This is a genomic window from Arthrobacter sp. GW460-12-1-14-TSB2 (assembly GCF_059423525.1).
In genome coordinates, this window is record NZ_JBWKYC010000013.1 from 71,904 (window position 1) to 95,544 (window position 23,641).

Consider the following 23,641-nt stretch of genomic DNA (forward strand, 5'->3'; position numbering starts at 1 on the left):
TTGATGTATTTGGCGTTGAAGCGGGGGTGCTATTCCGCGGCGCCCATGGCGATGACGGATTCCTCCACCGCGTCCTCGGCTGCGTTCTCCGCCGTAGGCAGTTCGGCCGCGGTGGCGGGGTGGACCGTGGCAAGGACCTGGTCTGCCTTGACCAGGTCTCCGGACCTGACGCTGATGTGGACTGTGCCGTCGAGCGGCGCCACGAGCTGGTGCTCCATCTTCATCGCCTCCACCGAGACCAGGACCTGGCCGGCCTGCACGGTGTCGCCGTTGCTGACGGAGACCGATACCACTGTGCCCGGCATCGGCGAGCGCACCGCCGGGTCGGCGGCGCCCTCCTCGCGTTCGATCGCGGCCAGCACCCGGACCAGCCGGGCCTCGCGGGTGAGCACCTCGAGCCGGCAGGACCAGCCCTCGTTGCCGAGGAAGAGTTCCGATAGGACGCGGGGATCAGGCTCGAGCCAGCTCTGGGCGGGAGGGCCGGTGTGAACGGGTGCAAGTTCATACCTGCCGACTTCGCCATCGAGGGTGAGCACCGGAAGTTGACGGCCAGAGTATTGCAGGAGGGCCGTGAGCTGCGGCCCTCCGTTCACGCGCACAGTGGCCGCTTCCCCCGCCGCCGGCCGGGTCACCTCCACAGTGGCGACGCCGCCGTCGGAGGTTCCCAGGCTGATCCGTCGCGGAGCCGCGGCACCGATTCGCCAGCCGTCGCGGCGCCGCCACGGACCAGCCACAGGTTCACTCCGGAGCTGTTCGTCCGCTTGGTCCAGGGCGTACAAGGCGGCGACAACAAGTTCGGCGTCGCCCACGCGCCGGAAGCTGAAGTCCGGCATCTTACGCTCGATCAGCCCGGTGTCGAGGCGCCCGGCCCGGACGTCGGCGTCGTTGATGAGCAGGCGCAGGTATTCGACGTTGGTGTCGATGCCGAGCGCGGTGTACCCGGCGAGCGCCCCGTCCAGGGTGTCCAGGGCGGCAGTTCGGTCGTTGCCCCAGGCGATCACCTTGGAAATCATGGGGTCGTAGCTGGAGGAGATCTCCAAGCCCTGAACAAGAGCAGAATCGACGCGCACGCGGCCGCCTGCGGTCTCGACTTCGTTGCGGGCGGGGGCGCCGGGACGCTGCCTTGGGCCCGGAACTTCGTCGAACTGGAGCACTGTCCCGGTTGACGGCAGGAAGTTCCGCTCGGGGATTTCGGCGTAGACGCGTGCCTCCACGGAGTGCCCGTTAAGCACGACGTCGGCCTGGGTCACCGTGAGTTCCTCGCCGGCGGCGATGCGGACCTGCCATTCGACGAGGTCCACGCCGGTGACCATCTCGGTGACCGGGTGCTCGACCTGCAGGCGGGTGTTCATCTCCATAAAGAAGAACTCGTCCGGGGCGTTGTCCGAAACCAGGAATTCCACAGTGCCGGCGCCGCTGTACTTAACGCTGCGCGCGGCGTTGCAGGCAGCCTCGCCGATCCGGGCCCGGATAGCCGCCCCGTCGGGGAGGGACTCCAGCAGCGGGGACGGGGCTTCCTCGATGACCTTCTGGTGGCGGCGCTGCAGGGAGCACTCGCGCTCCCCGAGGTGGATGACGTTCCCGTGGTTGTCGGCGAGGACCTGCACCTCGATGTGCCGGGGCGTCAGCACCAGTCGCTCAAGGAACAAGGTGTCGTCGCCGAAGGCGCTCGCCGCCACCCGGCGGGCGGTGGCCAGGGTCGCTTCCAGGTCCTCGGCGCGTTCGACGATGTGCATGCCCTTGCCGCCGCCCCCGGCGGAGGGCTTGATCAGCAGCGGAAAACCGACGCCGGCCGCGGCCTCGATCAACTGCGCGTCCGTCATGCCGGGTTCGGCAATGCCCGGAACCACGGGCACGCTGTAGCCGGCGACGTGGTTCTTCGACCGGATCTTGTCGCCCATGACGTTGAGGGATTCAACGCCGGGGCCGATGAAGGTAATGCCCGCCTTTTCCAAGGCACGGGCAAAGTCGACGTTCTCGCTGAGGAAGCCGTAGCCCGGGTGCACGGCTTCGGCGCCCGTCTCGCGGCACGCCTGGATGATCGCGTCAATCTTCAGGTAGCTCTCGGCTGCCGCGGCAGGGCCGATCCGCACGGCGACGTCGGCTTCGCGCACGTGGCGGGCACCGGCGTCGGCGTCGCTGTAGACGGCCACCGAACGGATGCCGAGCGCGCGCAGGGTGCGGATCACGCGGCAGGCGATCTCGCCGCGGTTGGCGACGAGCACGGTGCCGAAGAGCGGCTTCGCGGCGGGCGCCGGCTGCCGGGGAGTTGCAGAAGTAGTCATGGCTGTCACATCCGGAAAAGGCCGAAGGAGCTCTCCGGCAGCGGGGTGCGGGAGACGACGTCAAGCGCCAGTCCCAGGACGGTGCGGGTGTCCGCGGGGTCGATTACGCCGTCATCCCAGAGGCGCGCGGTGGAATAGTAGGGGCTGCCCTGGTCCTCGTACTGCTGCTTGATCGGGGCCTTGAAGGCTTCCTCGTCCTCGGCTGACCATTCCTCGCCGCGGGCCTCATACTGGTCACGTTTGACTGTGGCGAGCACGCTGGAGGCCTGGTTGCCGCCCATCACGGAGATGCGGCTGGCGGGCCACATCCACAAGAAGCGCGGCGAGTAGGCGCGTCCGCACATGGAGTAGTTGCCGGCGCCGAAGGAGCCGCCGATCACCACTGTCAGCTTGGGCACGCGTGCAGTGGCGACAGCGGTGACCATCTTGGCGCCGTTCTTGGCGATGCCGCCCTGCTCGTAGTCCTTGCCCACCATGAAGCCGGAGAGGTTCTGCAGGAAGATCAGCGGGATGCCGCGCTGGTCGCAGAGCTCGATGAAGTGAGCGCCCTTGAGCGAAGACTCGCTGAACAGCACGCCGTTGTTGGCCACGACACCCACCGGGTGTCCGTGCAGCTTGGCGAAACCGCTGACCAGGGTGGTGCCGTAGTTCTTCTTGAATTCGTGGAAGCGGCTGCCGTCCACGAGCCGGGCAATGACCTCGCGGACGTCGTACTGGGCGTTGACGTCCGTGGGAACGGCGCCGTACAGCTCCGTCGGGTCAGCAACGGGGTCGACGGCGGTGTCCACGTCCCAGGAGGGGGCGGCCGGCCGGGGCAGGGTGGAGACGATGTCGCGGACAATCTGGAGGGCGTGCTCGTCGTTCTCGGCCAGATGGTCGGTGACGCCGGAGATCTTTGAGTGGACGTCGCCGCCGCCGAGTTCCTCCGCCGTGACGATCTCGCCGATCGCTGCCTTCACCAGCGGCGGGCCGCCCAGGAAAATGGTGCCCTGGTTGCGGACAATTACCGTTTCGTCGCTCATGGCCGGGACGTAGGCGCCGCCGGCCGTGCAGGAGCCCATTACGGAGGCGATCTGCGGGATTTTGGCCGCGGACATCTTCGCCTGGTTGAAGAAGATCCGGCCGAAGTGCTCCTTGTCCGGGAAGACCTCATCCTGCTTGGGCAGGAACGCTCCGCCCGAGTCCACGAGGTAGATGCAGGGCAGCCGGTTCTCCAGCGCGATTTCCTGCGCCCGGAGGTGCTTCTTCACGGTCATCGGATAGTAGGTGCCGCCTTTGACCGTGGCGTCGTTGGAGATGACCAGCACCTGCCGGCCGTGCACAAGTCCGATCCCCGCAATGACACCGGCCCCCGGCGAGTCGTCGTTGTACATGCCGTTCGCCGCGAGAGGCGCGATCTCAAGGAAGGGGCTGCCGTCGTCGAGCAGCTGGTCGATGCGTTCGCGGGGCAGCAGCTTGCCGCGGGCCACATGGCGTTCCCTGGACTTCTCCGGACCGCCGAGCGCTGCTGTGGCGAGGCGTTCCTTCAGCTCGCGGGCCAGCCCCAGCTGGGCCTCGCGGTTCGCGGCGTAGGCGGCGCTCCCGGTGTCCACCAGGCTGGGGATTGTCTCCATTGACTGCTTCCGTTCCGGGACGGCCGACAAGGCCGTCCTGAGCGATTCGGTTAGTACCGCATAACTGAGATTTAGGTTAGTCTCTATTAACTGTGATGTCCAACACTCGCCGGCATTGCTAGGATTTGCAGTTCCAAGGAGGAAATGTGCCGATCATCGAGCGCGGTCCCGGCAGCCCGGCGGGCGAGCGGGTCCAGGCGACCCAACGCAACCAGACAACCCAGCGCAGCCAGGCCAAGGAAAGCCGGCGGCAGGCGCTGCTGTCCTCCGCCGCCACCCTTTTTGCCGTAGACGGCTTCAACCGCGTTTCGCTGGAGGACCTGGGCGCCGCGGCAGGCGTCAGCGGTCCCGCCGTCTACCGCCATTTCGCGGGCAAGCAGGCGGTCCTGGGGGCACTGCTGCTCAGCGTGAGCCAGGAACTGCTGGACGGCGGCCGCCGGGTGGTTGCAGATGCCGGTGATCCCGCCGCGGCCCTGGCCCGCCTGGTTCAATTCCACGTGGACTTCGCCCTGAGCAATCCCGACGTCATCCGGGTCCAGGACCGCGACTTCAGCAATCTCTCCGACGACGACCAGGCCGAGGTCCGCACCCTGCAGCGCAACTACGTGGAGCTCTGGGTTGAGGTGCTGCAGGCATTGCACACGGGCACAGATACCGCCGAACTCCGGATGCGCGCGCACGCGGCTTTCGGCCTCATCAACTCGACGCCGCATTCGGTCCGCAGCCACGGCCGGCGGGTCGCGGTCAAGTCGGCCCGCCCCCTGCTGGAAAGCATGGCCCTCGCGGCCCTGCTGGTGGCGGCGACGCCTCAGCCGCTCAGCTGACGCTGCCTGAAAATCAAAGCTGCCGGCCGCCGCTTCCTTTCGGAAGACGCGGCCGGCAGTTTTTGTGGATTGGCTAAACCATTGCCAGGACCATGCCCGGGTCCGCGAGGATCGCCCCGATGTCCGCCAGGAAGCGTGACCCCTGTTCGCCGTCGACCAGCCTGTGGTCGAAGGACAGGCTCAGGGTCATGACCTGGCGGAGGGCCACTTCATCCTGGTACTCCCAGGGCATCTTCCGCACGGCGCCCATGGCGAGGATGGCCGCTTCGCCCGGGTTGAGGATCGGCGTGCCGGCATCGATGCCGAAAACTCCGATGTTCGTGATGGAGATGGTGCCGCCGGAGAGCTCGGCCGGGCTGGTCTTGCCCGCGCGGGCGGTCTCGGTCAGCGCCGTGAGCGCCGTGGACAGCTCAGTCAGGGACAGCCGGTCGGCGTCCTTGATGTTCGGCACGGTCAGTCCCCTGGGAGTGGCCGCGGCGATGCCAAGGTTCACGTAGTTGAACTGCACGATCTCCTGGTTCGCTTCGTCCCACCGCGAATTCAGCGACGGCTGGCGGCGAAGGGCAATCAGCAATGCCTTGGCCACGAGCGTCAGCGGTGTCAGCTTGAAGCCCTCAAAAGCCCGGCTTGCCTTGAGCCGCGCCAGCAATTCCATGGTGGGTGTGACGTCAACAGTCAGGAATTCCGTGGCGTGCGGTGCCGTGAACGCACTCGACACCATCGCCGCGGCCGTCAGCTTGCGGACCCCCTTGATCGGGGTCCGCGTTTCGCGCTCCCCCGCGGTCCGGGTTTCCTCACCCGCTCCGGCCAGAGCCCGCGCAGCCGCGGGGAGGTCTCCCCCGCCAACGAAGTTCCGCACGTCGTCGCGTGTGATCAGCCCGCCCGCGCCGGTGCCGCTCACTGCCGTGAGCTCAACGCCAAGATCCTTCGCCAGCTTCCGAACCGGCGGCGTGGACCGCGGACGTTCGGCCGTGGCCCGGGTTTCTACCGGCTCAACCACCGGCGCAGCCGTAGCCCGGGTTTCGACCGGCTCAACCACCGGCGCAGCCGTAGCCCGGGTTTCGACCGGTTCAGCCACCGGCGCAGCGAACGCACGTGCGCGCCGTGCCGGACGGCCGGAACTTTCGACGACGGCGCCGTACCCAACGAGGTTGGGTTCCCGCTTGCCGGGACCGGCCGGAGCCGGGCCGCCGGTGGACGGCCCGCCGTCGTCACCTTCAACCTCGAAGGAAACGATCGGCTTACCTACTTCCACCACGGTTCCCGGCTGCTCGTGGAGGGCGGTGATCACACCGGCGAACGGCGACGGCAGTTCGACGACGGCCTTGGCCGTTTCCACTTCAGCAATGACCTGGTTCAACGCCACGGTATCGCCCACAGCCACTTTCCAGCTGAGGATTTCCGATTCCGTCAGCCCCTCGCCGAGGTCCGGGAGCCTGAATTCCTTGATCATGGCGGCGCTCATCCTTCCAGCCCGCTGAGGGAGTTGGGACGGCCCAGGGCACGGTCCACACCGTCAAGGATTCTGTCCAGACCCGGAAGATGATGCATTTCAAGTTTCGAATACGGGTACGGGACGTCGAAGCCGGTGACCCGGACCGGGGCGGCTTCGAGGTGGTAGAAGCAGCGTTCGGTGATGCTCGCGGCCACTTCGGCACCGAGCCCGCCGGACTGCCCGGCCTCGTGCGTAATCACGAGCCGTCCCGTCTTGCGCACCGAGGCCTCCAGCGTGGCGAAGTCCACCGGCGCCAGCGAGCGCAGGTCGATGACCTCAATCGAAACGCCTTCGTCCGCTGCGGCCAGGGCGGCGTCCTTCGCAGTCTTGACCAGCGGACCGTAGGCGACGAGCGTGACGTCCTTGCCTTCGGCGACCACCCGGGCCTTCTCCATGGACAGCGCAGTGGCGGGATCGATCGACTCATCGACTTCGCCCTTGTCGTGATAGCGGCGCTTCGGCTCGAAGAACAGCACGGGATCGTCGCAGGCAATGGCCTGCTGGATCATGGTGTGTGCGTCCTGCGGGTTGGAAACGCTGACCACGCGGAGGCCGGACGTGTGGGTGAAGTACGCCTCGGGCGACTCGGAGTGGTGTTCCGGGGATCCGATGCCGCCGCCAAAGGGAACGCGCACGGTGATGGGCATCTTGACGTCGCCCTGCGTGCGGTAGTGGATCTTGGCCACTTGGGACACGATCTGGTCGAACGCCGGATAGATGAACCCGTCGAACTGGATCTCCACCACTGGCCGGTAGCCGCGGTAGGCGAGGCCGACGGCGGTGCCCATGATGGCAGATTCGGCGAGCGGGGTGTCCACCACGCGGTGCTTGCCGAAGTCCTTCTGCAAACCGTCGGTCACGCGGAAGACGCCGCCGAGGGTGCCGATGTCCTCGCCCATCAGGATGACCTTGGGGTCGTTTTCGAGGGACTTTCGGAGGCCGGAGTTAATTGCCCGGGCAAAGGTCATCTGGGTCATCAGCGAGCACCTTCTTCAGAGTTGGCACCCGCGGGATCGCCGAAGGAAGCCAGGTAACGGGAGTAGTGGTCCTCCTGGCGGTCCAGCCAGGAGTTGGGGGTGCTGTAGACGTGCTTGAAGATGTCCAGCGGCTGCGGATCCGGCATGTTGATGCAACCGGCCCGCAGCTCCCGGGCAACGGCGTCGGCCTTGGCAGCCACCTGGGCCTCGAGCTGCTCCGTGAGGAGTCCCTTGCGTTCCAGCAGGCCCTTGACCCGGGCAATCGGGTCCTTGGCCGCCCAGTCTTCCAGTTCGTTGGCATCCCGGTACCGCGTGGGATCGTCGGCAGTCGTGTGCGGACCCATCCGGTATGTGACCGCTTCGATGAACGTCGGGCCGCCGCCGTGGCGGGCCCGTTCGATTGCCTCGCGGGTGGCCGCCATCACCGCAAGCACGTCGTTGCCATCAACCTGGACGCTCGGAATCCCGAACCCTGCCGCACGGTCGGCGATCCTGATGTGGGACTGCAGGCGGACCGGCTCGGAGATGGCCCAGTGGTTGTTCTGGCAAAAGAAGATCACCGGGGACTGGAAGCTGGCGGCGAAGACCATGGCCTCGTTGACGTCCCCCTCGCTGGTGGCGCCGTCGCCGAAGTACGTGACGGCCACGGAGTCTGCGCCATCATTTTGGATGCCCATGGCGTAGCCGGTGGCATGAAGGGTCTGGGCTCCGATGATGATCTGCGGAGTGGCCATGTTGACGGTGTACGGATCCCAGCCCGACGACGCATTGCCCCGCCACACCTTGAGGATGTCGGCCAGGTCCACGCCGCGGCAGTAAGCAACACCGTTCTCGCGGTAACTGGAAAACACGAAGTCATCGTCGCGGAGCGCCCTCGCGGAGCCAACCTGGGAGGCCTCCTGCCCCAGGAGCGGCGGCCACAGGCCGAGCTCCCCCTGGCGCTGGAGGGCGGTGGCTTCGGTATCGATCCGCCGGATGACCACCATGTCCTCATAAAGGGAACCTAGCTGCTCATCAGTGACCTCCCGGACCCAGGCGTCGTACTGCGGATGACTGACGCGTTCACCCCCCGGAGTGATGAGTTGGACCAGGCTCTCGCCCGTCCCGCTGTGATGTCCTGCACTGTTGTCCGGGCCACCGGCGGCGTTGCCGCCCTGACCCAACTCGTCTGTAAACACAGTTGCACGCAACCTTCATACGTCGTGTCACCGGCGCTCAGGGAACTCGTGATCCCCGTGCACGCCAGCCGCCCGGGCGCCGTTGCCCCGGATAATTGTGACGATACTCACAATGCTCATTGGGTACAACCACCATGGATAAAACTGAGCAGAATGCACTGCCCCGGTGGCATCTGTCGTGCTAATCTTGCGCATTATGCAAGCTTTGGATGGCACCGACACCCGGCTCCTTTCCGCCCTCGCCAAGGACCCGAAGCGGACGGTGGTGGCCCTGGCGCAGAAGCTTGGGCTCTCGCGCAACACCGTGCAGGCCCGGCTGGCCCAGCTGGAGAAGAAGCACGTCTTCCTGTCCTTCGAACGGCGCATCAATCCTGCGGCGCTGGGATACCCGCTGATGGCGTTCATCTCCGTCCATGTACAGCAGCAGAAGCTGGGCCAGTTGGCGGTGGACCTCGCCGGCATCCCGGAAATCCTGGAAGGCTACGGGCTGACAGGTTCCGCCGACCTCCTGCTGCGGGTGGTGGCACTGGACGCCGAGGACCTCTTCCGGATCAACGGCAAGATCCTGGCCTGTGAAGGAGTGGACCGGACGGACACCGCCCTCGCCATGGGAGAGCTGATCCCCTTCCGGGTCCAGCCGCTGCTCGAGCGGGGCCACGCCGAAGGGTGAGGTGAGGCGCCCCGGGGCCGGTGACGCGCCCGGGCTAAGGGCGCGGGGTTATAGGCTGGGTGCAGTTGAATGAATCGCGGCCGTGAACGGTCCGTGCAACCAGGCAGTGGCCAGGCCGGCTGCCGGAAAGGCTTGATCTTGAGCAATCCTCAGGAACCGTACCAGCCTGCCGAACCGGGCCCCGGCGTGGGCCGTCGGCGGCAGCAGCCACCTCCCGTCCCGCCGCGCGCCGAACCCCAACAAGGCACCCCTCAGCCAGGCGGCCCTCAACCGGAAGTCCCCGGGCAGCCGCCCCTTCCGCCGTATGAACCCTCCGGCCAGCAGCCGCCCGCTCCTCGTTACGGGACTCCGCGCTACGGAACCCCCGACTACGGGCAGCCGCAGCACGGGCAGCCGCAGTACGGACCGCCGCCGTCCACGGATCCCCTTGCCGGGCAGCCGCAATACGGAACCCCGCAGGGCGGCCATCCGCAGTACGAAGGCTCCCCGTACGGCGCTCCTGCCGTCCCCGGGCCTTACGGCGCTCCGGGCCAGCAGCCGCCGGCCAGGAACCGCAGGAAACTGTGGATCATCCTGGGCATCGTGGGCGGAGTCGTGCTCCTCGCCGTCGTGGGAGTGGCGCTGCTGCTTAACCTCGTGGGTGGCTCCACCGCGAAAGCCAAAGGGCTGGCGGACGATTTTACAAAGCTCGTTATCGCCGGGGACACCGACGCCGCCTACGACGACTTCCTCGACCCCGCCCTTCAGGACAAGCTCTCGAAGGAAGAATTCGCCGCCGGCGTCCAAAGCCTCAAGCTGGACGGTACATGCAAACCGAGCTACAACGACCTCAAGGTCAGCACGGAAAACGGCAATAACGCTGCCGACGTCGCAGGGGTCATTAGCTGCGACGGCAAGGAAGTGGACCTGGCCTACCGCTTCGACGGCAACAAGGACATGAAGATGATCAACATCAAGCTCCGGCCCAAGGCCTGATCCCAAGGTTCAAACACAAAACAGGAGCTCCCTCAGTTTTGGCGGGAGCTCCTGTTTTTCGTGTCAACCGGCAGGGACTAGTGGTCCACGGCCTTCTCGGCGCCTACGCCGGTCAGGGAACGTACTTCCATTTCGGCCTGCTTGGTGGTGTCTTCCAGCTTCTTGTCCAGCACCGAACCGAGCCAGCCCAGGAAGAACGCGAGCGGGATGGAGACGATGCCGGGGTTGCTCAGCGGGAAGATCGCGAAGTTGGCACCCGGGATCATGGACGTCTTGGCACCCGAGACCACCGGCGACAGGGCAATCAGGATGATCGCCGAGCCCAGCCCGCCGTACATGCTCCAGATTGCGCCCTGGGTGGTGAACTTACGCCAGAACAGCGAGTACACGATGGTGGGCAGGTTGGCCGATGCGGCTACCGCGAAGGCGAGCGCGACAAGGAATGCCACGTTCTGGCCGTTGGCGAAGATGCCGCCGGCAATAGCCAGAAGCCCGATGACCACCACGGTGCGCCGCGCCACCTTGACCTCGGTGTCGGCGTCGGCCTTCCCCTTGGCGATAACGCTGGCGTAGATGTCGTGGGCGAACGATGCCGCCGCGGTGATGGTAAGTCCGGCGACGACGGCCAGGATGGTGGCGAAGGCCACCGCGGAGATGAAGCCGAGCAGCAGCGGCCCGCCGAGGTGGAACGCCAGCAGCGGTGCGGCCGAGTTTACGCCGCCCGGGGCACCCTTGATGGTGTCCGCGCCGACCAGTGCCGCGGCGCCGTACCCCAGGACCAGGGTGAACAGGTAGAACAGGCCGATCAGCCAGATGGACCAGACCACGGACTTGCGGGCTTCCTTGGCGGTGGGAACCGTGTAGAAGCGCATCAGCACGTGGGGCAGGGCCGCGGTGCCGAGCACGAGCGCCAGGCCCAGGGACATGAAGTCAAGCTTGGAGGTCTCGGTCTTGCCATACTGCAGGCCCGGGTTGAGCATGTTCGGGTTGCCTGAGGTTTCCACCGCCCCGCCCAGCAGGTCGGAGAGGTTGAAGCCGTAGATGGCGAGGACCCAGAAGGTCATCACGGCGGCGCCGGCAATCAGCAGCATGGCCTTGATGATCTGCACCCAGGTGGTGCCCTTCATGCCGCCGATCAGTACGTACATGATCATCAGGGCGCCGACGACGATGATCACCAGGGCCTGTCCGCCCCAGTCGCTGATGCCGAGGAGCAAGGAGATCAGGCTGCCGGCTCCGGCCATCTGCGCCAGCAGGTAGAAGAAGCAGACCGCAAGGGTGGAGATGGCTGCCGCGATGCGCACCGGGCGCTGCTTGAGCCGGAAGGAGAGCACATCGGCCATGGTGAACTTGCCGGTGTTGCGGAGCAGTTCGGCGACGAGGAGCAGGGCGACCAGCCAGGCGACCAGGAAGCCGATGGAGTACATAAAGCCGTCGTAGCCGTTGATGGCGATGGCGCCGGTGATCCCCAGAAACGAGGCCGCCGAGAGGTAGTCGCCGGCGATGGCGGTGCCGTTCTGCGGCCCAGTGAAGGAGCGTCCGGCGGCGTAGTAGTCTGCCGCCGTCTTGTTGTTGCGGCTGGCCTTGATCACGATGACCATGGTTATGGCCACGAACAGGCCGAAGATGCCCATGTTCAGCAGGGTGGTGTCCTTGAGATCCGCAACGTTTACTGCGGGAACCATAAGCGTCATTTCGTTACCCCGCTGATTTTGTTGCCTTCCTTGTCGAACTCGTGGCCTTCGATTTCATGGCGGATTTCGGCCGCAATGGGATCGAGCCGCCGGTTGGAGTAGCTCACGTACCAGCCGGTGATGGCGAACGTGGAAACGAACTGCAGCAGGCCCAGGATCAGCCCGATGTTGATGTTGCCCCAGACTTTCGTGGACATGAAGCCGACCGCGTAGTCGGCCAGGAGGACGTATGCGAAATACCAGAGCAGGAACGCAACGGCCATCGGAAAGACAAAGCTGCGGTGACGCTTGCGCAGTTCCTGGAACTGCTTGGTCGACTGGACTTGCTTGAAGTCCACGGACGCCGCTGCGTCCGGAGTTGGGGCATCGTTACCCATCATTCCTCCTCATTGAGACTTGCCGTCCACACCTGCTGCCCCTGCCTCCCACAGACAGTCCCAGCCAATGTGACTGCAATCACTGTGCCCCGTGATGGTGCTTACATTCCAGAGAAGCCCGCAGGGCCGTCGCTCAGCGGTCCTGATGCTGCGCTCAACGGTGCCTCAAGCAGGGTCCGAAGGGCTCCGGGCAGCGGCCCGGCGAGTGCCGCGATACGCTGGGCCCATGCCGGACTCCCCGTTGTTCACCGCCGCCGCGATCGCCGTGATCGCCATGGCGATCGCCGTCGTCGTCGGCGTGGGCCTCAAAGTCCTGCGGTCCTTCCGTGAGCTCGGCACGGACGCGGAACGGGCCACCTACAAGACCCTGCACGCGGCTTCCCGGGCCGGCCAGCACCTGCGTACGGGGCTGAACCCTGCAGGCGCGGCGAAAGCGAGCCGGCAGCTTCGCACCATCCTGGGCTGCGACGCCCTGGCCATCACCGACACCTCGGGGGTGCTCGCCTGGGACGGCGCCGCCGAAGAGCTGAAACCATCCCTGATGGGACTCGCCGCCAAGGTGCTCGACGGCGGCCACACGGCCGTGATCCCGGCAGGCGAGCTGCAGATGCTCGCCGGCGACACCGCCTCCGGCCCGATCACGCCCGACATCGAACGTGCCGTGGTCATTGCCCCGATCAAGGCCGGCGCGCGCGTGGTGGGCGTTGTGGCGGCCTTTGCGCCGTCCGCGGGGGCCGGCCTGGTCAGGGCCACGGGCGAAGTGGCTGACTGGGTGGCGGCCCAGGTCGAACTCGCCGAGCTCGACGCCTCACGCACCCTCCTGATGGAGGCCGAGGTCCGCGCCCTCCGCGCCCAGATCAGCCCGCACTTTATCTACAACTCCCTCAACGCCATCGCGTCGTTCATCAACACCGACCCCGTCCGGGCCAGGGAACTGGTGGTGGAATTTGCCGACTTCACCCGCTACTCCTTTCGCCGCCACGGGGACTTCACCACCCTTGCCGAAGAGCTCCGCTGCATCGACCGTTACCTGCTGCTGGAACGCGCGCGGTTCGGCGACCGCGTCCAGGTGAGCCTGCGGATCGCACCCGAGGTGCTGAGCACGGTGATCCCGTTCCTGAGCCTGCAGCCCCTGGTCGAAAACGCTGTCCGGCACGGCCTGGAGGCCAAGGAAGGTCCGGGCCACATCACCATTGCTGCGAACGATTCCGGTGCCTTCGCGGAGGTAACCATCGAGGACGACGGCGTGGGGATGGATCCCGAACAGCTGCGGTCCATGCTGGCCGGGCACAGCGACGGGGACCATGTGGGGCTGCGGAACGTGGACGCCCGGCTCCGGCAGGTCTACGGCGAGGACAACGGCATGGTCATCGAGACGGCACCCGGCGAGGGAACACTGATCACCATGCGCGTTCCCAAGTCACAGCCAAGCCACGACGCGTGAGCGGGCTGGTGTCCTTCGAACATGGTCCTGACGCGGGCATGGGCGTCTCGGGGCTAACCTAGAACCATGATTAACGTCCTCGTCGCCGACGACGAGCTGCCTGCCGTCGAGGAACTGGCATTCCTGCTGGGCCGGGACGACCGGATCGGAGCCATCCACCGGGCATCGTCCGGGGCCGAGGCACTCCGGGTCCTGGACGCCGAGACGGTGGACGCGGTGTTTTTGGACATCCACATGCCCGCCTTGTCCGGCTTGGACATTGCCCGCGCTATTTCCCGGAGCAGCAATCCCCCGGCCGTCGTCTTCGTGACGGCGGATGAGGAGTGCGCGCTTGAAGCCTTCGAACTCGCCGCCGTCGACTACTTGCTGAAACCCGTACGGGCCGAGCGCCTGGCAAGGTCCGTGGGCCGCATCAGCGAACTCATGAAAGACGGCGGAGCACCGCCGGAGATGATCACGGTGGACCTCGGCGGCACCACGCGGATGATCCGGCGCGACGACGTCACGTACGTCCAGGCCCAGGGCGACTACGCCCGGCTGCACACGGCGGAAGCCAGCTATCTCATCCGCGTCCCGCTGGCCGATCTGGAGCAGCAGTGGGCAGAGGCCGGCTTCCTCCGCACGCACCGGTCCTACCTCATTGCGCTCAATCACGTAAGCCACATGAAGCTTGCCGCAGCGCGGCCTACAGTCACGGTGGCAGGAGCCGAACTGCCGATCAGCCGCCGCCACCTGCCGTCGGTCCGGGAGAAACTGGAAACCACCCGGATCCGGCCGCAGGCATGACCCGCGTCAAGGTAACGGCGCCCAGGTCCGAGGCCAAGCCGGTGATGGATTCGCGTGTGGCCGCCGAGGAATCCGATGTGGGCCAGGTGTTCGTCCGGTCCCTGATCCGCTCCCAGCTGCGCCTGTCCCTCGTGGTGGCCGCCGGCTTCCTACTGATCCTGCTGGCGTTTCCCCTCATGCTGGGACTAGTTCCCGGGCTTGCCGAAGCGAAGATCGCGGGCCTGCCCTTCGGCTGGCTCCTTCTCGGAGCCGGGATATATCCGGTGATCGGGCTGAGCGCGTGGCTTTTCATCCGGACGGCAACCCGCAACGAGGCCCGATACCGGGACCTGGCGGAGGACAGGTGACGCGGCAGTGAACCCGGTGGTCGGCATCGCGGCGTTTGTTGCCGTTTCCGTGGCCACCGCCGTCGTCGGGTTCTATGGATTGCGGATTTCACGCACCACCGGCGACTTCTACGTGGCATCGCGGACGGTCCGGCCATGGTGGAATGCTTCGGCGATCGGCGGCGAATACCTCTCTGCCGCGAGTTTCCTGGGCGTGGCCGGCCTGGTCCTCCTCTCCGGCACGGACGCACTCTGGTTTCCCATCGGCTACACCGCGGGTTACCTGATGCTGCTGCTCTTTGTTGCCGCTCCCCTCCGCCGCTCCGGGGCCTACACGATTCCGGATTTCACCGAAGTGCGGCTGGATTCACGGGCAGTCCGCCGGGTCACCAGCTTGGTGGTCGTGGTGGTGGGCTGGCTGTACATCGTGCCGCAACTACACGGCGCAGCCCTGACAATCCGCATCACCACCGGGCTTCCGTCCTGGGTGGGATCCGTAGCGGTAGTCATAGTGGTGTGCCTGACGGTGGTGGCCGGCGGGATGCGCTCCATCACTTTTGTGCAGGCGTTCCAGTACTGGCTGAAGCTCACGGCCCTGGCGGTGCCCATTGTGTTCATCGCCCTCGTGCTGGCGGGCAACGGGACACCGGCCCTGGCCGAAGCCAACACGAACCCCACCGGGCTGGCGCCCACCGGGCCCTACCAGAACATCTCGCTGCTGGTGGCGCTGCTCTTTGGCACGCTGGGGCTGCCGCACGTCCTGGTGCGGTTCTACACCAACCCTGACGGGCAGTCGGCCCGCCGCACCACCCTGATCGTGCTGGGGCTGCTCTCCGTGTTCTATCTCTTTCCCACCGCCTACGGACTGCTCGGGCGAATGTTCGCCCCGGGCCTGGCCCTGGGCGGCCGGTCCGATGCGCTGGTCCTGCTCCTGCCCGGGCGGCTGATCGGCGGCCCGGCCGGGGACATGCTCTCAGCACTTGTGGTGGCGGGAGCGTTCGCGGCCTTCCTGTCCACCACCTCAGGGCTGGTGGTCTCGCTCGCAGGCGTCATCAGCCAGGACGTCCTGGGCGGGAGCGTCCGCGGCTTCCGCCTGGCCGCGCTGATTTCGGCGACTGTTCCGCTGGGCTTCGCGTTTATGACCGATTCCCTGGCCCTGGCGGGCAGCGTGGGCCTCGTGTTCGCGTTCACGGCCTCAACCATCTGCCCCGCCCTGCTGCTGGGGATCTGGTGGCGCGGGCTCACGGACGCCGGAGCCATCGCCGGGATGGTGACTGGCGGCGTCCTGTGCGGCGGCGCCCTGGTTGCGGGCGCCCTGTCGGGTCCGGCCGCGTCCGGCGCCGCGATGCCGCAGTGGCTTGCACAGCCGGCAGCCTGGACGGTCCCGGCGGCGTTCGCCGTGATGGTCCTTGTCTCCCGTGCCACCAAGGGGCGCGTGCCGAGGACGCTCACGAAGGTGATGACCAGGCTGCACACGCCGGAACGCCCGCTGGCCACTGAACGGCAGGGAGCCTCCGACCGCTAGAAACCGAAAGGACTACAGGACCGCCAGGAGGGCTACGGCTGCCACGGACCGCCGGTCACAAACCGGCCGCAAAACGGTCAGTCGATGGCTGCCATAAGCTCGACCACGCGGTCCAGGAAGGCGTCCACCTGGGTTTCTTCGTAACCGTCCTTGCCCTTGGCCTGCCGGAAGACCGCGCGGCGGACATTATCGACGCTGAGCGGCTGGTCCGACTCGAGGTAACCGATGAGGTCGTGGCACAGGTTGTCCACGTCCACGGTGTTGTAACTCCGGCCCCGGCTGCCTGCGGGCCGGCGGAACCGCTCGCCGTCGCGACGGTGCAGCCTTCCCCGCAGCAGACCGGACAGCTTGCCAATTTCACGAAGCCAGGCTTCCTCGCCGCGGGCCGCGATAAGCTCATCCCGCTCCCGCCGTGCGAAGGCGTCCTCCAGGCGGTCCAGGGCCGCGTCGACGCCGGCCGCGGCGTAGCCGCCCTTGACAGGATCGAAGCAGACGGCGCGGACGTCGGCGCTCTTGACATCCCGGCCTGCTGCTCCTGCATTCTCGAACGAAACCCGCGCCCGCTGGAGGAACTCGTCCACTTGCTTGGCGTTGTAGCCGTATTCATTCCGCTGCACGCGGTCAAATGACGCAGGTATCTGCCGTTGAATGTCCACTGTCACTTTGCTTCCTTCAGTGCTGTTCAGCTGTTTTGCTCCGCACCAGTCTAAGGTGCGGATCTGTTGCCGGGCAGGAGGCCTCAGGCTCCCGAAACAGCTGTGAACAGGATAAACGCTGCCGGCGAGGCGAAGACGATTGAGTCCAGGCGGTCCATCACACCGCCGTGGCCGGGCAGGATGCTGCTCATGTCCTTGATACCGAGTTCCCGTTTGACCATGGATTCGGAGAGGTCGCCGATGGTGGCCGCGGCCACCATGCCCACGGCCAGCACCACACCAACCCACCAGGGCTTGTCCAGCAGGAAAATGCAAGCCAGGACACCCACGGCAATGGCGCCGGCGATGGATCCGGCGAACCCTTCCCACGACTTCTTGGGGCTGATCTTGGGCGCCATGGGGTGCTTCCCGAAGGACGCCCCGACAAGATAGCCGAAGGTGTCGTTGGAAACGACCAGCAGGAGCATGGTGGCGATCTGCCACGCGCCGGCCGGAATCACGCCGCCCGGCCACAGACCCACCGGTGTCACGCTTCCCACCCCGTGCAGCGGCAGGATCGCGAAGCTGATGAAGAACGGCACCCAGGCCAGCGTAAAGACGCCGGCAAAGATGCTGCGGGCTGATCCGGCGGCACTCTCAATGGTCCGCCACAACAGCACCGCCACACTGCTGGCCAGCAGCGCAAACAGCAGGCTCTCCAGTCCGCCGAAATAGGCAGCCAGCGGCATACCCACCGTGCCCACCATCACCGGAACGATGGGCAGGCGGGTTCCGCTTACTTCAAGGGCACGGAAGATCTCCCAGACGCCGAACACCGCGAAGGTGGTGGTGACCAGCACAAATCCGAGCGGCAGGAACAGGAGACCCCCCAATACGGCGAAAAGCATTGCAAGACCCACCACGGTGGCGGCCGGAAGATTCCTGCCGGCCTTGGGCGTTGGGTTGGAGCGCTGCTTCCCCCGGGCCCGGACCCTGGGTCCGGGCGCCTGCTGTGCCTGATCCATCAGACCTCGAGCAGCTCGGCTTCCTTGCGCTTGAGCAGGTCGTCGATGCCGTCAACGTGCGATTTGGTCATGGCGTCGAGTTCCTTCTCGCCGCGCGCGCCCTCGTCCTCGCCTGCTTCGCCGTCCTTGACCAGCTTGTCCAGGGTTTCCTTCGCCTTGCGGCGGATGTTCCGGATGGACACCTTGGCGTCCTCGCCCTTTGCTTTGACGATCTTGACGTATTCCTTGCGGCGTTCCTTGGTCAGCTCCGGAATGGTGATCCGGATGACGTTGCCGTCGTTGGACGGGTTTGCGCCCACCTCGGAGTCGCTGAGGGCCCGCTCGATGTCGCGCAGGGCCGTCTTGTCGAAGGGGGTGATCAGGATGGTCCGCGCGTCGGGAACGGCGAACGATGCCAGCTGCTGCAGCGGGGTGGGTGAACCGTAGTAGTCCACCAGCACCCGGTTGTAGAGTCCTGGCGTAGCGCGGCCGGTCCGGATCGAGGCGAAGTCTTCCTTGGCTACCTCGACTGCCTTGTCCATCTTGTCCCCGGCTTCGAGCAAGGTCTCTTCGATCACGGTCTCTCCTCAGAAATTGGTGCATTCCGGCTGGCCGGAATGCACGGTTCGTTCCGTCTTTGCGGCCCGCCCTGCGGGCCGGCCTTCCTCAAATCATCCTAGCTGTTACTAGGGGGTGACTACGGTGCCCAGCTGCTCTCCGCGGATCGCCCGGGTCACGTTGCCTTCGCCTTCCATGCCGAACACCACCATGGTGAGGTTGTTGTCCTTGCACATGGTCATGGCGGTCTGGTCCATCACGCGGATGTCACGGCGCAGTGCGTCATCGTAGCTAAGGCGGTCCAGTTTCTCGGCGCCCGGATCCTTCTTGGGGTCGGCGGTGTAGACGCCGTCCACTCCGCTTTTTGCCATCAGGACGACGTCGGCATGCACTTCCAGCGCACGCTGGGCAGCCACGGTGTCGGTGGAAAAGTAGGGCAGTCCGGCACCTGCGCCGAAAATCACGACGCGGCCCTTTTCCATGTGGCGGATGGCGCGGCGCGGGATATATGCCTCAGCCACCTGGCCCATGGTGATGGCGCTCTGCACGCGGGTCTCGACGCCGGCCTGTTCCAGGAAGTCCTGGAGGGCCAGGCAGTTCATCACGGTACCCAGCATGCCCATATAGTCGGCGCGCGACCGGTCCATGCCGCTCTGGGACAGTTCGGCGCCGCGGAAGAAGTTACCGCCGCCCACAACGATGGCCACCTCGACGTCGGGTACTGCTGCGGCGATCTGCTTGGCGACTCCGCGGACGGTGTCCGGGTCCACGCCCAGCTTTCCGCCGCCGAAGACCTCGCCGGAGAGTTTCAGGAGGACGCGACGCCGGCTCTTCTCTGACTGGACAGAATTGTTGACGGTTTCCATGGTGCCTTCCCGTAAATGAGCTCTGAGCTAGGTTATCGTGCCGGATGGCCAAAGGTGTCATTCCCCCCGGCCATAGGTGCAGCCCTTAAGGCAGCGGTTGCATGCAAAAGGGGCGGCCACCGAAGTGACCACCCCTTTGCGTGTCTAACTAGGAACCGACGCGGAAACGCGTGAAAGCGGTGCCCTTGACGCCGGCCTCTTCGAGGACCTGCGCGACAGACTTCTTGGCATCCTTGGCGAATGCCTGGTCGAGGAGGACCTCGCCCTTGTAGAAGCCCGTGACACGGCCTTCCACAATCTTGGTCATTGCAGCCTCGGGCTTGCCTTCAGCCTTGGCCGTCTCCTCGGCGATGCGACGCTCGGACTCGACGAGCTCGGCCGGAACATCCTCGCGGGAGAGGTAGTTCGGGGACATCGCGGCGACGTGCACGGCGACGTCGTGGGCTGCGGTGGCAGCGGCTTCGCCTTCACCGTCGACAGCGAACAGGACGCCGACCTGGGCCGGGAGGTCCTTGGAGGTCTTGTGCAGGTAAGCGTCGACCGTTGCGCCCTCGATACGGGAGATGCGACGGACAACAACCTTTTCGCCCAGAACGGCGCCTTCTTCAACGACGACCTCGGACAGCGGCTTGCCGTCAACCTCGGTGGCCAGCAGGGTCTCGAGGTCGGCAGCGCCGGACTCGACTGCAACGGCCAGGACCTTGTCGGCGAGCTGGATGAACTTGTCAGCCTTCGCAACGAAGTCGGTCTCGCAGTTGACTTCGATCATCACGCCGACGCCGCCGTCGACCTTGGCAGCAACCAGGCCTTCTGCGGTGGAGCGGCCTTCACGCTTGGTAGCGCCCTTCAGGCCCTTGATGCGGATGATCTCGATGGCCTTTTCGGCGTCACCGTTGGCTTCGTCAAGAGCCTTCTTGACATCCATCATGCCGGCGCCAGTGCGCTCACGCAGAGCCTTGATATCAGCGGCAGTGTAGTTCGCCATGTGAACCCCTCTGTCTAGAAATTTTGTGTGGTGTACGGACTGACAGGACGGCAGCTCACCGAGTGAGCGGCCATCCTGTCAGCAGTTCCGGCGCTGCTGGCAGCACCGGGAATCCGGATTTATTTGTCTTACTTGTCCGCGTCGGCGGCGGGAGCCTCGGCAGCGGCCGGGGCTTCCTCGGCAGCCGGAGCGGCAGCTTCTTCAGCTGCCGGAGCAGCAGCTTCTGCGGCGGCCGGAGCGGCAGCCTCTTCAGCCTTGCTGCCTTCGAGGAGCTCGCGCTCCCACTCGGCCAGCGGCTCTTCCGGTGCTTCCGTGGTGCCGGTTGCACGCTGGTTGCGGGCGATCAGGCCCTCAGCAACGGCGTCGGCAACAACGCGGGTCAGCAGGTTGACGGAGCGGATGGCGTCATCGTTGCCCGGGATCGGGAAGTCGACTTCGTCCGGATCGCAGTTGGTGTCCAGGATGGCAACAACCGGGATGTTCAGCTTCTTGGCCTCGTCAACGGCGAGGTGTTCCTTCTTGGTGTCCACGATCCAGAGCACGGACGGTGCCTTGGTCAGGTTGCGGATACCGCCAAGGTTGGTTTCCAGCTTGGTGAGTTCACGGCGAAGGAGCAGCAGTTCCTTCTTGGTGTAAGCGGAACCGGCGACGTCGTCGAAGTCGATCTCTTCGAGTTCCTTCATGCGCTGGATACGCTTGGAGACCGTCTGGAAGTTGGTCAGCATACCGCCAAGCCAACGCTGGTTGACGTACGGCTGGCCAACGCGGGTAGCCTGCTCGGCGATGGATTCCTGAGCCTGCTTCTTGGTGCCGACGAAGAGAACGGTGCCGCCGTGTGCAACGGTGGCCTTCACGAACTCGTAGGCACGGTCGATGTAGGACAGTGACTGCTGCAGGTCAATGATGTAGATGCCGTTGCGCTCCGTGAAGATGAATCGCTTCATCTTCGGGTTCCAACGACGGGTCTGGTGTCCAAAGTGGACGCCGCTGTCAAGCAGCTGGCGCATAGTTACGACGGGCATGCCGACGCTCCTTCCGGCAGGTCATTCATGAGAGAGCCCATGGCTCTCTTACCCTGCCAATAGTTGACGGTTGAATAGCTTCGCCCAGGCGGGCGCTGCTCCTGGCATCCACTGCGCTTCCCATCCGTTCCATATGGCACGGACCGCAGGAGGCACAGTCCTTCGCACGGGAAGTTTTCGGCTTCTTGTGAGGAGGGCTGGATACGCGTAGTCAGCCACTGCTCCCCCACACCTCTGAATGAGACGTGCTGACTAGAACTGCCGGAAGGACCAAGCGACCAATAGGTGGCATGAACCGCCGGCCGGGCATCGTTGAGGGCACAGCAAACTGCTCCGTCAAGTGTACTACAGCGGCCCCACTGAATCAGACCATTTCCGGGGGCGCCGCGTTGTCCACATAGCGACGGAAACCCCTTCCTGCCGCAGTGTCGGGATAACAGGCTGGAGTCATGAAATTCCGAGCCATCCCGGCCGCCGTCCTGCTCGCCGTTTCCGCCATCGCGCCCTCCGCCGGCGCGGCGGGCACACCCGGCGCAGCCGCCTCATCTGCCGCAGCCGCCGCCCCCGGCAGCTGGGACTGGCCCCTGGCGCCCAGGCCGGCGGTACTCCGCGCGTTCGACCCCCCGGACAAGCCGTGGATGAGCGGGCACCGCGGGGTGGACCTGCAGGCAGCGGCCGACGGCGGCCCGGTCACCGCTCCGGAGTCCGGAACCGTCAGCTTCGCGGGCATCGTAGTGGACAGGCCCGTGATCACCATCGATCACGGCAACGGCCTGCGCAGCAGTTTCGAGCCCGTCGAAAGCAGCCTGGCGACCGGCGCCGCCGTGTCGAAAGGGGACGTCGTCGGGAGGGTGGTGCAGGGACACTGTGCGTCGCTGCCGTGCCTTCACTGGGGCGTGCGGCGGGGCGAGGAGTACATCAATCCACTCTCCCTGGTGACAGACCTGCGGCCCTCCATCCTGCTTCCCGTTGGTGGACGGGGCTCAGGATGAAGGGCCGCGACGGACCAGCGGCGGGCGGCCGCGCGATCGGCCACCAGCGCCGGCTACACGATTGCCGAAATCCCCGTGATCGCGCGCCCCGTCACCAGCGTGTTGATCTCATGCGTGCCCTCGTAGGAGTAGATCGCTTCGGCGTCGGAGAAGATCTTGGCCATCTCGAAGTCCGTGACAATGCCGTTGCCGCCGAGGAGGCTGCGGCCGATGGCCACGCTTTCGCGCATTCGCGCCGTAGTGAAGGCCTTGGCCAAGGCCGACTGCTCATCCCTCGCCTCGCCGGCGTCTTCAAGCTGGGAGAGGCGGACCATCATGCCCATGGAACTGACGGCGTTGCCAAGGATCTGCACGAGCTGGTTCTGGACCAGCTGGAACGATGCGATCGGGCGGCCGAACTGGCTGCGCTCAACGGCGTATCGCCGGGCGACGTCGAAGGCCGCGAGCTGCTGGCCGACCGCCTGCCAGGCTACGGCGAGGCGGGTCACCTTCAGGACCTTGTTGGTGTCGCGGAAGCTGTTGGCGTTGGCAAGCTTGAAGAAGTCCGGCACGACGACGTTTTCGAGCGTGATGTCGGCGTTCTGGACGGTGCGCAGCGAGATCTTGTTTTCAATCTTGGTGGCGCTGTAGCCCTCGGTCTTGGTGTCGACGAGGAAGCCCTTGACCTGGTTGTCCGCGAGGTCGCGGGCGTAGATGACCACCCAGTCAGAGAACGTGGCATTGCCGATCCAGCGCTTGGCGCCGTTGAGGATCCAGCTGTCGCCCTCGCGGCGCGCGGTGGTGCGCGTGCCGCCGGCAACATCGGAACCGCCCAGCGGTTCGGTCAGGCCGAAGGCTCCGATCTTCTTCAGCGAGTAGATGTCCGGCAGCCAGGCTTCCTGCTGTTCCTGCGAAGCGAGGGTCTCGATGGAGCCGGTGAAGAGACCGTCGTGCACACCCAGGAAGGTGGCGATGGAGGTGTCCGCGCGCGTGGCCTCTGCGTGAAGGATACCCGCGAAGAGGTTGGAGTAGCCCTGGCGCCGGACGGGGCTGACGAGGTCGATCTCGGCCAGCTTGGGGATCAGGTCCATCGGGAACTCGGCCCGGTTCCAGCAGTCGACGGCGATCGGCTTGACCTCGCGGGCCAGGAACTCCCGGACTTCGGCCAGCCGGTCCTGCTCCTTGCCGCTGAGCAACTGCTCGAACGCGAAGAAGTCGCCGTCGGCGTACGGCAGGTTGTTGATGTCGATTGCAGCTTTGGACATGTTGTTCCTTCACGGGTGATCAGCAGCGACCACAGGCGCGGACGTCGCGCCGGCGATTAAGTTACTCACGAGTAACATACCGCAGGCCGAGGTGCCGGGCAAGCGCTGCCGGGTCAGGACGCCAAACAAAAAGAGCCGTGGACGATGTCTGAACATCGCCCACGGC

General features: G+C 65.8%; 22 protein-coding genes. 8 read left to right on the plus strand and 14 right to left on the minus strand.

The window, feature by feature from the left end:
- Nucleotides 1–29 precede the first annotated feature (29 nt).
- Together AC07YR_RS15650 and AC07YR_RS15655 are read right to left on the minus strand one after the other, a co-directional pair.
- On the minus strand, nucleotides 30–2,285 hold the full coding sequence (locus AC07YR_RS15650; protein WP_494734510.1) for an ATP-binding protein: 2,256 nt from the start codon (nucleotides 2,283–2,285) through the stop codon (nucleotides 30–32).
- 5 nt (nucleotides 2,286–2,290) lie between these two features.
- On the minus strand, nucleotides 2,291–3,898 hold the full coding sequence (locus tag AC07YR_RS15655) for a carboxyl transferase domain-containing protein (RefSeq protein ID WP_494734511.1): 1,608 nt from the start codon (nucleotides 3,896–3,898) through the stop codon (nucleotides 2,291–2,293).
- A 155-nt stretch (nucleotides 3,899–4,053) separates the two neighbouring features.
- Between AC07YR_RS15655 and AC07YR_RS15660 the strand changes: the two genes are divergently transcribed.
- Nucleotides 4,054–4,722, plus strand: a complete 669-nt coding sequence (locus tag AC07YR_RS15660) for an SACE_7040 family transcriptional regulator (protein WP_494734544.1) — start codon at nucleotides 4,054–4,056, stop codon at nucleotides 4,720–4,722.
- A 73-nt stretch (nucleotides 4,723–4,795) separates the two neighbouring features.
- Here AC07YR_RS15660 and AC07YR_RS15665 read toward each other — a convergent pair whose 3' ends face one another.
- The 3 genes from AC07YR_RS15665 to pdhA are packed head-to-tail and all read right to left on the minus strand — an operon-like array spanning nucleotide 4,796 to nucleotide 8,372.
- Entirely contained in the window at nucleotides 4,796–6,187 is a 1,392-nt protein-coding gene (locus AC07YR_RS15665) for a dihydrolipoamide acetyltransferase family protein (RefSeq protein ID WP_494734512.1), read from the minus strand.
- Nucleotides 6,184–7,194 (minus strand): alpha-ketoacid dehydrogenase subunit beta, encoded by a 1,011-nt coding sequence (locus AC07YR_RS15670; protein WP_055798549.1) that lies wholly within the window; start codon nucleotides 7,192–7,194, stop codon nucleotides 6,184–6,186. Before AC07YR_RS15670 ends, AC07YR_RS15665 begins: the two co-directional genes overlap by 4 nt.
- Nucleotides 7,194–8,372, minus strand: a complete 1,179-nt coding sequence (gene pdhA / locus AC07YR_RS15675; RefSeq protein ID WP_055798552.1) for a pyruvate dehydrogenase (acetyl-transferring) E1 component subunit alpha — start codon at nucleotides 8,370–8,372, stop codon at nucleotides 7,194–7,196. Before pdhA ends, AC07YR_RS15670 begins: the two co-directional genes overlap by 1 nt.
- 196 nt (nucleotides 8,373–8,568) lie before the next feature.
- On the opposite strand from pdhA, the gene AC07YR_RS15680 reads away from it, so the two are divergent.
- Together AC07YR_RS15680 and AC07YR_RS15685 are read left to right on the plus strand one after the other, a co-directional pair.
- Nucleotides 8,569–9,042, plus strand: a complete 474-nt coding sequence (locus tag AC07YR_RS15680) for an Lrp/AsnC family transcriptional regulator (RefSeq protein WP_055798555.1) — start codon at nucleotides 8,569–8,571, stop codon at nucleotides 9,040–9,042.
- 138 nt (nucleotides 9,043–9,180) lie between these two features.
- Nucleotides 9,181–10,017, plus strand: coding sequence for a hypothetical protein (locus AC07YR_RS15685; RefSeq protein ID WP_494734513.1), 837 nt, complete (start codon nucleotides 9,181–9,183; stop codon nucleotides 10,015–10,017).
- Nucleotides 10,018–10,094: 77 nt separating this feature from the next.
- Here AC07YR_RS15685 and AC07YR_RS15690 read toward each other — a convergent pair whose 3' ends face one another.
- Nucleotides 10,095–11,711 carry a monocarboxylic acid transporter gene (locus AC07YR_RS15690; RefSeq protein WP_494734514.1) on the minus strand — a complete coding sequence of 539 codons (1,617 nt, stop codon included), beginning with the start codon at nucleotides 11,709–11,711 and terminating at the stop codon, nucleotides 10,095–10,097.
- Entirely contained in the window at nucleotides 11,708–12,088 is a 381-nt protein-coding gene (locus AC07YR_RS15695) for a DUF485 domain-containing protein (RefSeq protein ID WP_028272139.1), read from the minus strand. The genes AC07YR_RS15690 and AC07YR_RS15695 overlap by 4 nt, the downstream gene beginning before the upstream one ends.
- 226 nt (nucleotides 12,089–12,314) lie before the next feature.
- On the opposite strand from AC07YR_RS15695, the gene AC07YR_RS15700 reads away from it, so the two are divergent.
- The 4 genes from AC07YR_RS15700 (at nucleotide 12,315) to AC07YR_RS15715 (ending at nucleotide 16,169) form a co-directional block, all read left to right on the plus strand.
- On the plus strand, nucleotides 12,315–13,532 hold the full coding sequence (locus AC07YR_RS15700; protein WP_494734515.1) for a sensor histidine kinase: 1,218 nt from the start codon (nucleotides 12,315–12,317) through the stop codon (nucleotides 13,530–13,532).
- Nucleotides 13,533–13,598: 66 nt separating this feature from the next.
- On the plus strand, nucleotides 13,599–14,318 hold the full coding sequence (locus AC07YR_RS15705; protein ID WP_055798566.1) for a LytR/AlgR family response regulator transcription factor: 720 nt from the start codon (nucleotides 13,599–13,601) through the stop codon (nucleotides 14,316–14,318).
- Nucleotides 14,315–14,665 carry a DUF485 domain-containing protein gene (locus AC07YR_RS15710; protein WP_055798567.1) on the plus strand — a complete coding sequence of 117 codons (351 nt, stop codon included), beginning with the start codon at nucleotides 14,315–14,317 and terminating at the stop codon, nucleotides 14,663–14,665. Before AC07YR_RS15705 ends, AC07YR_RS15710 begins: the two co-directional genes overlap by 4 nt.
- Before the next feature lie 7 nt (nucleotides 14,666–14,672).
- Nucleotides 14,673–16,169, plus strand: a complete 1,497-nt coding sequence (locus tag AC07YR_RS15715) for a sodium/solute symporter (RefSeq protein ID WP_494734516.1) — start codon at nucleotides 14,673–14,675, stop codon at nucleotides 16,167–16,169.
- 77 nt (nucleotides 16,170–16,246) lie between these two features.
- On the opposite strand, the gene AC07YR_RS15720 is transcribed toward AC07YR_RS15715, so the two are convergent.
- From AC07YR_RS15720 to rpsB, 6 genes are all read right to left on the minus strand, one after another.
- A complete protein-coding gene (locus AC07YR_RS15720) occupies nucleotides 16,247–16,831 on the minus strand; it encodes a DivIVA domain-containing protein (protein ID WP_055798573.1) in 585 nt (194 codons plus the stop codon).
- A 77-nt stretch (nucleotides 16,832–16,908) separates the two neighbouring features.
- On the minus strand, nucleotides 16,909–17,829 hold the full coding sequence (locus AC07YR_RS15725) for a phosphatidate cytidylyltransferase (protein WP_028272133.1): 921 nt from the start codon (nucleotides 17,827–17,829) through the stop codon (nucleotides 16,909–16,911).
- The gene (gene frr, locus AC07YR_RS15730) at nucleotides 17,829–18,386 is read right to left on the minus strand and encodes a ribosome recycling factor (protein ID WP_028272132.1); all 558 of its coding nucleotides are present in this window, start codon (nucleotides 18,384–18,386) and stop codon (nucleotides 17,829–17,831) included. Before frr ends, AC07YR_RS15725 begins: the two co-directional genes overlap by 1 nt.
- A gap of 108 nt (nucleotides 18,387–18,494) precedes the next feature.
- Nucleotides 18,495–19,232, minus strand: coding sequence for a UMP kinase (pyrH, locus tag AC07YR_RS15735; protein ID WP_028272131.1), 738 nt, complete (start codon nucleotides 19,230–19,232; stop codon nucleotides 18,495–18,497).
- A gap of 148 nt (nucleotides 19,233–19,380) precedes the next feature.
- Nucleotides 19,381–20,217, minus strand: a complete 837-nt coding sequence (gene tsf / locus AC07YR_RS15740; RefSeq protein WP_055798576.1) for a translation elongation factor Ts — start codon at nucleotides 20,215–20,217, stop codon at nucleotides 19,381–19,383.
- A 128-nt stretch (nucleotides 20,218–20,345) separates the two neighbouring features.
- On the minus strand, nucleotides 20,346–21,239 hold the full coding sequence (rpsB, locus tag AC07YR_RS15745) for a 30S ribosomal protein S2 (protein ID WP_436057166.1): 894 nt from the start codon (nucleotides 21,237–21,239) through the stop codon (nucleotides 20,346–20,348).
- 449 nt (nucleotides 21,240–21,688) lie between these two features.
- On the opposite strand from rpsB, the gene AC07YR_RS15750 reads away from it, so the two are divergent.
- Nucleotides 21,689–22,231 (plus strand): M23 family metallopeptidase, encoded by a 543-nt coding sequence (locus AC07YR_RS15750; RefSeq protein ID WP_436057165.1) that lies wholly within the window; start codon nucleotides 21,689–21,691, stop codon nucleotides 22,229–22,231.
- Nucleotides 22,232–22,284: 53 nt separating this feature from the next.
- Here the strand turns inward: AC07YR_RS15750 and AC07YR_RS15755 are convergent, their stop codons facing one another.
- The gene (locus AC07YR_RS15755) at nucleotides 22,285–23,475 is read right to left on the minus strand and encodes an acyl-CoA dehydrogenase family protein (RefSeq protein WP_436057164.1); all 1,191 of its coding nucleotides are present in this window, start codon (nucleotides 23,473–23,475) and stop codon (nucleotides 22,285–22,287) included.
- Nucleotides 23,476–23,641 lie beyond the last annotated feature (166 nt).